Source organism: Pseudomonas botevensis, assembly GCF_019145475.1.
Classification (GTDB): domain Bacteria; phylum Pseudomonadota; class Gammaproteobacteria; order Pseudomonadales; family Pseudomonadaceae; genus Aquipseudomonas; species Aquipseudomonas botevensis.
Genome location: NZ_JAHTKI010000023.1, coordinates 1 through 12000, shown reverse-complemented (window position 1 = coordinate 12000; position 12000 = coordinate 1). Strand labels below are relative to the sequence as shown.

Genomic DNA, 12000 nt, shown 5'->3' with positions numbered 1-12000 from the left:
TCGTGTTGCAGAGCTGAAAGGACTTCAGCCTGGTGCAGTCGCAGCACTGTCCGACAGGGAACGTTATGAACATGCATGTGCTACGCAACCGCTCCTCCCGAGACACGGAAGGTATCTACCCTTTTATCGGTCTGCCTGTACGCCTTGGATTTCCGTCCAGGAATGATTTCGAAATCATCTGCGATGCCCACGGAATGCCGATAGCGGTAGCGGCGCGACGGGAGTTTCTGCGTATCAGCCGGATGTGCAGGGTTTCGGGGCAATTGCTGCCCTACCGCTGCCGACAGACCCGGCAATTGCTGGCCGGGATTCATCTCTACGATCCACGCTTCTGTGGATTGATCGAGCACGCTTGCGAACCGAACGTGTTTCTCGACATGAGCGAGTTATGGCTGTGGGCGCTGCAGGACATTCAGGCCGGCCAGCGGCTGACCATGGATTTCACCGCCACCGAAGACAAACTGCTGCGCCAGTTCGCCTGCGGTTGCGGTGCGCCACGGTGTCGCGGCTGGATCACCGGTCATGACGAAGCGCCCAATCTCGAAGGCCAGCGCTATTTGCAGGGCTGGCACCGGCGGATCGGGCGCTGAGCGGCGGGTTACGGCGCGCCGACCGGACGCAGGCGATATTGCGGCGGCAGTTGTTCGAAACCGCTGATGGTGGTGTTCAGGCTCTTCCAGCGACCGTCCTTGATGCCGTAGATGCAGCCGTGGATCGACAGATTCTGCCCACGGTGCCAGGCGTTCTGGATGATGCTGGTGTGGGCGACGTTGGCCACTTGCTGAATCACGTTAAGCTCGCACAGACGGTCGACCTGCTCTTCTTCGGTCGGCAATTTGGCGAGTTCTTCACGTTTTTCGTAGTACAGGTCACGGATCGAACGCAGCCAGCCGTCGATCAGGCCGAACTGGCGATCCTGCATCGACGCCCGCACACCGCCGCAACCGTAGTGGCCGGTCACCAGAATGTGCTTCACCTTGAGTACATCCACCGCGTACTGGATCACCGACAGGCAGTTGAGGTCGGTGTGCAGCACCACGTTGGCAACGTTACGGTGAACGAACAGATCGCCGGGCAGCATGCCGACGATTTCGTTGGCCGGCACGCGCGCGTCGGAGCAGCCGATCCACAGGTATTCCGGAGTCTGCTGACGGGCCAGCTTGGCGAAGAAGTCCGGGTCTTCCTTGGTGATCGCGTCAGCCCAACGCTCGTTGTTATCAATCAGATCTTGTAAGTCGTGCATGCTGTAAGGCCTCAAGAAAGATTTGCTGCTTTGACAGACAACCCTCCGTCGGGGTCACGCCGGCACCGCAAGTGTTTTCGTTGGAATTCTCGTGAGCCGGGTGAGTCCACCCTAGTAAGGCCCACAGTATGAGGATTAGCCATGACTGATTCACGACGCCCCTACGATGCGATGCAGCCGCCATCGATTGATGATAACGAAGACCGCATGGGTTCGGTGCATGAGCTGGATTTCGACGACGAACAGCCCAGCGCGAAGATCGGCGATGAACTGCCCGAACGGGAGCGCGAGCAGTTGATGCCACGCGCGCGGGTGCGTGAAGCGGGCATGACCGGGGCGTCAGTGGCCGACCATGAACCGACCGACGATGACCTGAGCCCGGAAACCCTGATCCGCGAGGACGGCGCCCGTGATGCCGAGGAATTCGGTCAAGACGACCGGGCCGATTGGGATCTGAGCATTGTCGATGAAGACGACATTGGCGGGGGCGACGGACTGGATGAGGCGGAACTGGCGCGGCGCGATCCGCTGGACCGCAAGCGGTAATGGGGCGGCGTCTGTCCAGACGCCTTCGCGGACAAGCCCGGCTCTCACAGGTTATCCACTGTCCCTGTAGGTGCCGGGCTTGCCCGCGCAGCGATTATTGCAATCAGTCGACCAGCGTGCAGGCCATCACCACCGCATCTTCACGCCCACCGACCGCCGGGTAGTAATCCCGTCGCCGGCCGACTTCATTGAAACCGTAGCGCTCATACAGACGGAATGCGGCGGCGTTGCTGTCGCGCACTTCCAGGAAGCATTCGCGGGCATCGGCGGCGTAAGCGCGGGACATCAGGTACTCAAGGAGCGCCAGCCCCAGGCCGCGCCCCTGGTTTTCCGGCTTGACCGTGATGTTCAGCAGATGCGCCTCATCGAGAATGATCTGCACCACCCCGTGCCCCACCTGTTGCTGGCCTTCGAACATCAGCCAGATCTGGTATTTGCCCAGGCCATCGAGAAAGATCCCGCGCGTCCACGGATGGCTGTACGCGGCGAATTCAATCTTCAGTACAGCGTCGAGATCCGCCTCGGTCATCGGGCGGAACGATACAGCGTCACTCATTCGATTCTTTCCAGCGCGCCATCAGCCGACGCATGGCTTGCCACACGGCGGCCTTGCGCCGGGGCTCTTCCATCAACAATTCCAGCCCCGGGATGGCCCATGCCAGGCCGAGGCCTTCGATCTGCAACTCACTATTGAACGCTTCGGCATCCGCCTCGCCGGCAAACCGCACGGCTGGCAGGCCGATCAGCCACAAGCAGGCGCACGGCGCTTCTTCCATACGCACAGAAAGGAAACCCTGAACGAAGTCCCGGGCCGCTTCCGGGCCTTGGTCCATGGTGCCGCGCACCAGCAGCGGCCAGCGGACCGGCTCACCGATGATTTGCGGTGCATCCGGCAGACCGGCGGCGCGCAGCATGTCCTTGAGCAGCAGATATGCCGGATCGCGGCTCTGGAAGGATTCGCCTGTGGGTAACTCCACCAGCAACAGGCACCGGCCGGCGCGCAGCAATTGCAGGGCGAAACGCGGCGGTGGCACCGGTGCCGGTTTGGCGGCCACCGGTGCTTCCTCGGCGTCCTCGACCGGTTTGACCGCCGCACGGGCAACTACCGCCGTCGGGCGCGGCACTTCGACTTTCGGTCGCTCGACCGGACGAGCGGCAGGCTGCACCGGGGCCTCGGCCTGTGGTGCAGGGGCGATTGCCAGCTCGACCTCGGGCTCGGGCATATCCAGCAGCTCGGGCCGCGACGGCGCGGCAAAGGGCAATTCGGTACGCGGCAGCCAGTTGACCACCTGCATGGCGTTCAAATAGGCGCGGCGGCGGGACTCGATTAGCAAGGGGCGGCCACTTGTGGATAACTGAAGTGCGCTGATTCTACCGCCGTTCCCTCAAGATCGCCCGCAGTTGATCGATAGTTTTAGTCTCAATAAAGACGACAGCCCGTCCCGAGAGTGAATCGCATCCTTCGCGATGCAGTACAATCGCGGCTTTTAATCGCCAACCAGCCGGCCATTCCGATGATCGAACCCAAGCGCGTCTTGCGCGCCCTCGCTGAACACTGGGCACTTCTGGAGCCACTGTGCGAGCACTTCGACCAGGGCACCCTGAGCCTCAACGAACTGCGCACGCAACTGGCCGCCCAACAACTGGACAGCACGCCGCAGGACATCACCAGCCTGCTCGACGTGTGGATTCGCCTCGACATTCTGGTGCCCGTGGCGAAAAGCCCGAACCGTTTCGAGCTCAACGCGCAGATTCACGACTTCCTCGCCTACCTGCGCCGCGAACACCGTCTGGGCCTGTGCCTGGAGATCGAAGCCTACCTGCGTCACCTCGAGCGTCTGGCCGGGTACATCCAGGATGCTTTCGAGATCCGCGACGGCAATGACCTCGCCCGCCAGTTGCGTCTGCTCGACATGCGCGTGCGTGACGTGCTGAAGAAACTCGACAACGACGAACAGGCGCTGGTGGCCGTGGCCGAACGGGCCAAGACCAGCGACCGGCAGATTCCGTTGCGTCAGCGCTACGCCGAAGTGCTGGCGACCTGGGACGAATACGTCGAGCCGATGATCGAGCTGGTGAACGCCGATGGCGCCTTCGAACAAGGCGTGCGCAAGGTCGAGACGGTGCTGTTGAAAATGCTCTCGGAGCAGCAGCGCCTCGGCCACCTGGTCGATGACGACATGCTGTTGCGCACCCACGCGCGCATCCTCGAAATGCAGACCAGCGCCCAATTGACCCTGCGTCATGCCCGCGAGCTGCTGCTGCCGCTGCGTGAAGAGGCCCGCCGGCACAACGCCGTGACCCGTGGCGCCGCGCTCGCACTGGCCGCCATCCGCCGTAAAGGCATCGATGCCGTGCCGCAAGCCGCGCTGCCGCTGTTCACCCGGCCGCAAAGCACCTTCCTCGGCAGCGCCAGTCAGGTCGAAGCCTACGTCTATGCGCTGGCCCGTTTCGAACCGAAACCGGCCCGCTTCCCCAAGGCGCACAAATCGCCGAAATCCGGCGACGCGCCACGTGCGCCGCGTACCGTGCGGGAAATGGTCGACCGTTGCGAAGAGTCCCTGCCGATGCCGGATCTGATGACCTGGCTGCTGGAACAGGAGCCGGACGGCGCCACCGACGAATTGCTCTACTGGTTCTCGCGCCTGTCGCGGGAAAAACGCTTCAAGCGCGAGCGTCTGGAACGCCGCGAATACCACACTCACGAGCATCAGGTCAGCCTGCGCTCCTTCGCCCTGCTCTCGGCCGGCCCTGATGCCGCCGAGAATTCTGCGAGCATCCCCAATGCATCTTGATCTATCCGAACTGTCCCAGCTGGCGCCGATCTTTCGCGAGCTGTTCAAGGGCTACCACGTCAGCCGCCGCGACCCGGAGCTGTACGCACAGCTGTCGAACTTTCAGGACCAGTACCGCACGCTGTTCAAGGCGCTGGGGTTCGAACTGGTCTGCGACACCCGTGGCTTCTATTACTTCGTGCCGGACCTGGCTGCAGCGGCGGTGAACAAGACTGCCCAGCGTCTGGCGCTGTTCACGTTCATCCTCGTCGAGCACCTGGCCGACCAGGGCCGCGATCCGATCGCCGTGCTCGACGGCGGTAGCCTCGGGCGTGAAGAGCTGCCATCGCTGCTGGACAAGTACCGCGACCTGTTCATTCAGGCCGAAGTGCAGACCGTGGAAGAGCTGGAAGAAAAGATCATGCGCCGCATGACCCAGCTCGGTTTCGCCAGCGAGGAAAACGGCGTGTACCGTTTCCTGCCGCCGATGCACCGTTTCCTCGACGTGTGCCTGTCGGTCCAGCAGGACCGCGATCTGGCGGCCAGCGTCCACAGCGTTCTGCCGTTGCCGGCACCGGTGCTGATCGACGAAGAAGCCGAAGCCCGCTTCCTTGCAACCGACGATCCGCTTGATCTGTCTGAATTTGAGGTAGAGAGCGACGAAGAAAGCGAAGAAGACGCACTGGCACGCGCCATTGCCGAAGAACAGGAGTCCGACGCATGAGCCAGGAACGCTACGGCATCCGCCGCTTTGCCCTTTTGAACACCGCCGGTTACAGCCTCGGTCTGTTCCCGCTGGAAGAGCCGCTGTCGGTCTACGGCGCGAACAACCTCGGTAAATCCGCGTCGATCAACGCCTTGCAGTTCCCGATTCTGGCGCGCATGTCGGACATGAGTTTCGGCAAGTACAGCCTGGAACAATCGCGGCGCTTCTACTTCGCGTCCGACACCAGTTACATCCTCGTCGAAGTCAACCTGCCCCACGGCCCGCACGTGATCGGCGTGGTCGGTCGCGGCCCGGGGGGCGGTTTCGGCCACCAGTTCTTCGCCTACGCCGGCAAACTCGATCTGGCGCACTATCAGAAGAACGACACCTGCCTGCGCCAGAAAGAGCTGTTCAGCAACCTTGAGAAAGAAGGCCTGAAAGCCTACGAACTCAAGCCCGATGAACTGCGCCGTCTGCTGGTCGGCGGACACACGTCGATCCCACTGGACCTGACCCTGATCCCGCTGCGCTCCACCAGCGAGCAGAGCCTGAAGACCTTCCGCGCGCTGTTCATCAACCTGCTGCACATGCGCGAAATCACCGCCGCCAAGCTCAAGCAACTGTTCCTCGATGCCTTCGAGCACAGCCTGCGTTCCGGCAGCGTCGATTACATTGCGGCGTGCGAAGAAGCGTTCCGCGATGTACGACGCATGGAACAGGACTACAACTCGCTGGTCGCCGCCGGTCCGCTGGTCGAGGCGCTGTCCAACGGCGTCAAACAGCGTGATGTGCTGCGCGGCAAACTGCATCGCCTGTCGCCGCTGCTCGACTCGTTGCTCGGCACCTGGTCGGACTACGCCACGGCGCGCAAGGAAGAGCTGACCATCCAGGCCGAGCACTACCGTCGCGAGCAGGACGATCTGCAAAACGATCAACGCGGCGGCACCCAGGAGCTGATGCGTCTGGAACGGGAAATATCCGGCATCCAGCGCTGGCTCGGCGAACTCTCGGTACTGAAGAATCGCTTTGCCTTGGTCGATGACGTCAAAGTGCTGGAGCAGCAACTGCTGGCCGCCAAGGACGCCCACGACGAACTGGCCGGTGCATTGGCGCAGTCCCGGCAGTTCAGCGCCGAGGATCTCGAAGAGCGTCTGCGCGATCTGGAAAAACGCCTGAAGTCGGTGAAGCAGCAGCTCGATCACGCCGACAACAACAGCTACGCCCGCCTGCGCGAAGAGTTCTCGCAACAGGACGTCGAGCGCCTGATGCGCCTGTTCAACAGCGCGCTGTTCAGCCTGCCGCTGGGCGAGCACGGCATCACCCTCGACGAGAACGGCGATTGGGTGAAGTCTGTGGAACTCATCCTCGACGGCTTCAAGGGTGAGCGCTTTGAAGTGCCGGGCCTGTCGATCGACATCTCGCACATCGAGCCGCCGGCCCTGCAAGCCCTGGCCGACCGTGCCGCGCTGCGGGATCAGAAAGAGCGTCTGGAAAAAGAACTCAAGCAACTGAAAACCCAGCAGGCCGTGGCCGCCGACCGCGCCGCGAGCAAGACCCAGACCGAAGCGCTGTACCAACAGGTGCTGGATGCGCAGAAGGCGCTGGAAGATTTCCGCCGCACCCAGACCCTGAGCGCCGAAGAAGGCGACAAGCTCGAGCAACTGGCGCAGATGGAAGCCGCGCAGGACGAACTCAAGCGCTCTAGCGACGCGTTCACCGAGCGCGTCCAGCAGTTGTCGGCCAAGCTGCAACTGGTCGGCCGGCAGATCGCCGACATGGAAGCCAAGCAGCGCACCCTCGACGACGCCCTGCGTCGCCGTCAGTTGCTGCCGGCGGATCTGCCGTTCGGTACGCCGTTCATGGACCCGGTCGACGACTCGATGGACAACCTGCTGCCGTTGCTCAACGACTATCAGGACAGCTGGCAAGGCCTGCTGCGCGCCGACGGCCAGATCGAAGCGCTGTACGCGCAAGTGCGCCTCAAGGGCGTGGCCAAGTTCGACAGCGAAGACGACATGGAGCGCCGTCTGCAGCTGTTGATCAACGCCTATGCGCACCGCACCGACGAAGCCCTGACGCTGGGCAAGGCGCGCCGCGCGGCGGTCACCGACATCGCCCGGACCCTGCGCAACATCCGCAGCGACTACGACAGCCTCGAGCACCAGTTGGCGCTGTTCAACCGCGAGATCAACAAGCGTCAGGTGTCCAACCTGCAGAGCTTCCGTATCGTCCTCGCACCGAACAAGGAAGCGCTCAAGCACATCGATCAGATCATCCACAGCGCCGGTCAGTACGAAGAAGGCGAAACCCTGTCGGTGTTCGACCTGAGCCAGAGCGCCGAGCAGGACAACAAGAACGAAGAGGCCAAGGAATACCTGGCACGGCTGGTGGCGGCGAACCACAACCAGCTCGGTCTCAAGGACCTGTTCGAACTGGCGTTCGAGATCACCAAGGTCAACGGTCAGCCGGTGATTCACACCGACATCGACGGCGCGGCGTCCAACGGCACCACCATGACCATCAAGGCGCTGACCAACATGTACCTGTTGCTGCACTTGATGGATCGCGACCTCGCCGGACGCGTCCGCCTGCCGTACTACCTCGACGAGGCGGCGGACATCGACGAGAAGAACCAGGCCGCCCTGCTGGAAACCAGCCTGCAACTGGGCTTCGTACCGATTCTGGCGAGCGTGAAGCCGCAGGTCTGCGCCAGTGTCGCCATCGACCTGGAAGGCGGCAGCGGCCCGGCGGGCATCTACATCGACGAGGCGGACTGGAAGTTCATCCGTCGCCACGATGTGGTGAAGGCCACCCTGAACGTCGAAGCCGATGAGCCGGAGCTGGATGCGGTTTGATCGGCTTTAGCTGAGGACAAAAAAAGGGCCGCGATCCAATGGATCGCGGCCCTTTTTCATGGTTTGGAATTTGTTGTGAATTCCAAGGCCTCTTCGCGGGCAAGCCCGCTCCCACAGGGTTCTACATGACTCATGTGGGAACGGCTTGCCCGCGAAGGCGGCCTGACAGACGCCCGATTACTTGGGTTACTTGCCGAGCGGAATCTTCGGTGCCCAGGTCAGCCATTCATCCTCGAACTTGTCGAACAGCGGGAACGTCTGCTCCGCGCGCGCCGGATTACCCATGCGCTCGCCGTCCGGCGTGGCGAAGGCAATGCCGCCCTGAATCAGGGTTTCCAGCGACTCGGTACGCACCGTCACGCCCTTGAACAAACCGTAATCGAAGCCCACGCCGCTGGTGTTCCAGAAGCGGCTGCCACTGCGCACCAGTGGCGCGTACTTCGGCTCGATCAGAATGTGTACCAATACGCGGTCTGCCGTCTGCCCCAGTTCATAACCGGTGACCTTGCCGACGGTGATCTCGCGGTAGGTCACCGGCACACCCGGTTTCAGCGAACCGCGACGGGCAGCACTCAACACCAGACTCAGGCCGGCCTCTTGTTTGCTGATTTCCGGCGGATTGGCCAGGGCCACGAAGTTTTTCTGCGGGCCAAGGCTCTTGGCGGCCGGCTGCACTTCGATGTATTGCCCCGTCACCAGGGTTTCCAGGTTCGACGTCTTGATCAGACCCAATTCCGGTTTGACCACCCAGAACTGACTGCCGACCCGGGCGATGCGCTCCGGCACTTCGGTGATGCGTGCGGTCAGGATCACCGATTGCAGGTCATCGGTCAGATCGACGCTTTCGATCTTGCCGACATCCAGCCCCTTGAAGCGGATCGGCGTGCCGCTGCGCAGGCCATCGGCGCGATCAACCTTGATCGTCACCACCGCACCCTTCTGGTTCGCCTCGTCATGATTGGCGAACAGGCGGAAGCGCGGAATGCGTTTCTGCAACGGCGCCTTGGCTTCCGGGGTTTCGAAGGCGATGCCGCCGGCCATCAGGCTTTGCAGGGATTCGCTTTTGACCTGGATGCCACCGGTCAGTCCACCGGTCAGGGTGACACCGCTGGCGTTCCAGAAGCGCGTCGAGGCATTGACCAGGTTTTCGTATTCCTTCTCGATGTGTACGCCGATGATCAGCTGCTTTTTGGTCTTGGAGAACTGGTAGCTCTGCACCGAGCCGACCTTGACCTGCTTGTAGAGAATCGGACTGCCGACATCCAGTGAGCCGAGGGTATCGGTGAACAGCACCAGATGCAGACCCGGCGAGCGCAGATCCAGCGGTGGGGCTTTCGGCCGGGCTTCGAACTCACGCTGTGGCGCACCGCCCTTCTCTCCGGGGCGCACGGCAATGTAGTTACCCTTCACCAGCGCTTCCAGACCGGTGATACCGGCCAGGGAAATCGACGGTTTGACCACCCAGAATTGCGTACCCGACACCAGATACTCTTCAGCGAGTGGGTCCAGGGTCAGCTCGGCAGTGGCGCTCGACAGATCCGGATCGATCTTCAGCGCTTTCAGGTTACCGACCTGAATGCCCTTGTACATCACCGGCGTGCGACCGGCCTGTAAGCCCTCGAAGTCGCTTAGTTTAACTTTCACCCGGATACCGGCCGCAGCGGCATCGAAGTCTTCATACAGACGGAACGGCAGGCTTGGATCGGTGGGCGGACTGTCCTTGCGGTTCTCCGGCGTGGCGAAAGCGATGCCGCCGGCGACAATGCTCGCCAGGGACTCGCTACGCACTTTCACCCCGGACAGGTTGGCGTCGATGCTGATGCCGCTGGCATTCCAGAATCGCGTGTGCTTGCGCACCAGTTTGGCGTACGCCGGCTCGATGAAAACCTTGAGCTCGACGGTGCTCTGGTCTTCCGACAGCACGTAGTTTTTTATCTGACCGACCTGAATCTGCTTGTAGAACACCGGGCTGCCACGGTTCAGAGAGCCGAGGCGGTCAGCCTTGATGGTCAGGTGCAGTCCGGGGGTCGAATCCGACAGCGGCGGCTCTTCGGCCAAAGCCTTGAACTTGCGGGTCGGCTCGCCCTCGCCGGGGCTGATGGCTACGTAGTTACCCGATACCAGGGTTTCCAGACCGGTGATGCCGGCCAGGGACACACTCGGCTTGACCAGCCAGAAGCGCGTGCTGGTCTTGAGGTATTGCTCGACGTCCTTGTTCATCTCGACCGTGGCGATCACGCCTTTGGAGTTGCCTTCGTCATCGAGCTTGAGGCCTTTCACCTTGCCGACCGGCATGCCTTTGTAGACCACTTCAGTCTTGTTGGCCTGAATGCCTTCGCCACTTTCGAAGCGCACCTGGATTTCGATCCCGGTTTCGGAATAGGCACGCCAGCCGAGCCAGCCGCCAATAATCAGGGCGATCAGTGGCAGCACCCAAATGGCAGACCAGTTCGAGGCTGGTCGGGTTTTCGCTACAGGCAAATCAGTCATGGTCGGCGTCCGACTCCGTGTTATCCCAAATCAGTCGGGGATCGAAAGTTACTGCGGCAAGCATCGTCAGAATCACCACACTGGCGAAAGCGATGGCGCCAAGATTGGCTTCGACACTGGCAAGCCGGCCGAAGTTGACGACCGCCACCAGAATGGCGATCACGAAAATATCCAGCATCGACCAGCGGCCGATGAACTCGATGAAGCGATACATCCAGATCCGTTGGCGCGCGGACAATGGCTGGCGCCGCTGGACCGAAAACAGCAGCAGGGCAATCCCCACCAGCTTGAACGTCGGCACCAGAATGCTGGCGATGAACACCACCGCCGCGATCGGGATCATCCCGTGTTGCACCAACTGAACCACACCAGACATGATCGTGCTCGGATCACCCTGCCCCAAAGAACTGACAGTCATGATCGGCAGCACGTTGGCCGGAATGTAGAGAATGGCCGCCGTAATCAACAACGCCCAGGTTCGTGCAAGGCTGTTGGGACGGCGAGCGTGAACCAGCGCACCGCAGCGGGTGCAGGTTTGCTCGTCGGTGTCGGCTTGCTGCCGGTTCAACTCATGGCATTCGGCGCAAATCAGAATGCCTGCATCAATCGCCCGCATGAGCGTCCTCTCCTGACAACGCCTGCCAGATCTGATGGGGCGACATCACCACCTCAAGCCAGACCTGGACCAACAGCAGACCGATAAAACACACCAGCCCGAGGCCGACATTGAGGGCTGCCATGTCCGCGAGTTTGACGATCGCTACCAGCACGCCCATGAGGTAGACCTCAAGCATTCCCCAATCCCGCAGGTGGTGATAAATGCGGTAGAGCAGCAGGCCATAACTGCGGCCGACATCAAAACGGATCGTCAGCAGAACCATCAACTGGCACAGCAATTTGAGCAGCGGAATAGCCATGCTGCACAGGAACACGATGACGGAAACGCCACGCATGTCAGTATTGAATAGCCCCACGACGCCGCTCCAGACCGTGTCCTGCGACGACTGCCCGAGTAGATTGAGCTGCATGATGGGTAAAAAGTTCGCCGGCACGTAGAGCAGCAGCGCTGCAATCACCAGCGCGAGACTGCGCTGCACCACATTATGGCGATGAGCATAAAGCTCGTAACCGCAGCGTGGGCAGAGGGCTTTCTCGCCATGGGCAAGTTGCGGCTTGCGCATCAACAAGTCGCACTCATGGCAGGCCACCAAGTCATCCAGCGGTAAATCTGACAGCCCGGGGGCGTCAACCGAATCGGACATAAGGGCTCTGGCTCCGAAAAAGAAGGGATCTATTCTAGTGTTCTGATTCGAAAATAACTGTGCAAATTTGTTCGCTCGCGCGAGTAAAAACTTTCCTGCGGGCAAAACAAAACCCCAACTGCTT

At 61.5% G+C, this 12000-nt stretch carries 11 protein-coding genes; 5 read left to right on the top strand and 6 right to left on the bottom strand.

The annotated features are described in order from the left end of the window. Positions 1-65 precede the first annotated feature (65 nt). Positions 66-590, top strand: a complete 525-nt coding sequence (locus tag KVQ74_RS23745; RefSeq protein WP_217833812.1) for an SET domain-containing protein — start codon at positions 66-68, stop codon at positions 588-590. An 8-nt stretch (positions 591-598) separates the two neighbouring features. Here the strand turns inward: KVQ74_RS23745 and can are convergent, their stop codons facing one another. Continuing rightward, positions 599-1243 carry a carbonate dehydratase gene (gene can / locus KVQ74_RS23740; RefSeq protein WP_217833811.1) on the bottom strand — a complete coding sequence of 215 codons (645 nt, stop codon included), beginning with the start codon at positions 1241-1243 and terminating at the stop codon, positions 599-601. Positions 1244-1384: 141 nt separating this feature from the next. Between can and KVQ74_RS23735 the strand changes: the two genes are divergently transcribed. Beyond that, on the top strand, positions 1385-1789 hold the full coding sequence (locus KVQ74_RS23735; protein ID WP_217833810.1) for a serine kinase/phosphatase: 405 nt from the start codon (positions 1385-1387) through the stop codon (positions 1787-1789). A 103-nt stretch (positions 1790-1892) separates the two neighbouring features. On the opposite strand, the gene rimI is transcribed toward KVQ74_RS23735, so the two are convergent. Both rimI and KVQ74_RS23725 read right to left on the bottom strand, forming a co-directional pair. Then, the gene (rimI, locus tag KVQ74_RS23730) at positions 1893-2345 is read right to left on the bottom strand and encodes a ribosomal protein S18-alanine N-acetyltransferase (RefSeq protein ID WP_217833809.1); all 453 of its coding nucleotides are present in this window, start codon (positions 2343-2345) and stop codon (positions 1893-1895) included. Then, a complete protein-coding gene (locus KVQ74_RS23725) occupies positions 2338-3084 on the bottom strand; it encodes an energy transducer TonB (protein ID WP_217833906.1) in 747 nt (248 codons plus the stop codon). Before KVQ74_RS23725 ends, rimI begins: the two co-directional genes overlap by 8 nt. A 219-nt stretch (positions 3085-3303) precedes the next feature. On the opposite strand from KVQ74_RS23725, the gene mksB reads away from it, so the two are divergent. From mksB to mksF, 3 genes are read left to right on the top strand one after another with little or no spacing between them, the layout of a single operon-like run. Continuing rightward, positions 3304-4584 carry an Mks condensin complex protein MksB gene (mksB, locus tag KVQ74_RS23720; protein ID WP_217833808.1) on the top strand — a complete coding sequence of 427 codons (1281 nt, stop codon included), beginning with the start codon at positions 3304-3306 and terminating at the stop codon, positions 4582-4584. After that, complete coding sequence (gene mksE, locus KVQ74_RS23715) at positions 4574-5287, top strand: Mks condensin complex protein MksE (protein WP_217833807.1); 714 nt, start codon at positions 4574-4576, stop codon at positions 5285-5287. The genes mksB and mksE overlap by 11 nt, the downstream gene beginning before the upstream one ends. Beyond that, on the top strand, positions 5284-8124 hold the full coding sequence (gene mksF, locus KVQ74_RS23710; protein ID WP_217833806.1) for an Mks condensin complex protein MksF: 2841 nt from the start codon (positions 5284-5286) through the stop codon (positions 8122-8124). Before mksE ends, mksF begins: the two co-directional genes overlap by 4 nt. A gap of 186 nt (positions 8125-8310) precedes the next feature. Here mksF and KVQ74_RS23705 read toward each other — a convergent pair whose 3' ends face one another. The 3 genes from KVQ74_RS23705 to KVQ74_RS23695 are packed head-to-tail and all read right to left on the bottom strand — an operon-like array spanning position 8311 to position 11876. Then, positions 8311-10614 (bottom strand): PqiB family protein, encoded by a 2304-nt coding sequence (locus KVQ74_RS23705; RefSeq protein WP_217833805.1) that lies wholly within the window; start codon positions 10612-10614, stop codon positions 8311-8313. Beyond that, positions 10607-11230, bottom strand: a complete 624-nt coding sequence (locus tag KVQ74_RS23700; RefSeq protein ID WP_217833804.1) for a paraquat-inducible protein A — start codon at positions 11228-11230, stop codon at positions 10607-10609. The genes KVQ74_RS23705 and KVQ74_RS23700 overlap by 8 nt, the downstream gene beginning before the upstream one ends. Then, positions 11217-11876, bottom strand: coding sequence for a paraquat-inducible protein A (locus KVQ74_RS23695; RefSeq protein WP_217833905.1), 660 nt, complete (start codon positions 11874-11876; stop codon positions 11217-11219). The genes KVQ74_RS23700 and KVQ74_RS23695 overlap by 14 nt, the downstream gene beginning before the upstream one ends. Positions 11877-12000: the final 124 nt, after the last annotated feature.

Coding starts and splice junctions, on each gene's coding strand:
- KVQ74_RS23745 (WP_217833812.1), top strand. CDS start 66: ATGAACATGCATGTGCTACGCAACCGCTCCTCCCGAGACACGGAAGGT.
- can (WP_217833811.1), bottom strand. CDS start 1,243: ATGCACGACTTACAAGATCTGATTGATAACAACGAGCGTTGGGCTGAC.
- KVQ74_RS23735 (WP_217833810.1), top strand. CDS start 1,385: ATGACTGATTCACGACGCCCCTACGATGCGATGCAGCCGCCATCGATT.
- rimI (WP_217833809.1), bottom strand. CDS start 2,345: ATGAGTGACGCTGTATCGTTCCGCCCGATGACCGAGGCGGATCTCGAC.
- KVQ74_RS23725 (WP_217833906.1), bottom strand. CDS start 3,084: ATGCAGGTGGTCAACTGGCTGCCGCGTACCGAATTGCCCTTTGCCGCG.
- mksB (WP_217833808.1), top strand. CDS start 3,304: ATGATCGAACCCAAGCGCGTCTTGCGCGCCCTCGCTGAACACTGGGCA.
- mksE (WP_217833807.1), top strand. CDS start 4,574: ATGCATCTTGATCTATCCGAACTGTCCCAGCTGGCGCCGATCTTTCGC.
- mksF (WP_217833806.1), top strand. CDS start 5,284: ATGAGCCAGGAACGCTACGGCATCCGCCGCTTTGCCCTTTTGAACACC.
- KVQ74_RS23705 (WP_217833805.1), bottom strand. CDS start 10,614: ATGACTGATTTGCCTGTAGCGAAAACCCGACCAGCCTCGAACTGGTCT.
- KVQ74_RS23700 (WP_217833804.1), bottom strand. CDS start 11,230: ATGCGGGCGATTGATGCAGGCATTCTGATTTGCGCCGAATGCCATGAG.
- KVQ74_RS23695 (WP_217833905.1), bottom strand. CDS start 11,876: ATGTCCGATTCGGTTGACGCCCCCGGGCTGTCAGATTTACCGCTGGAT.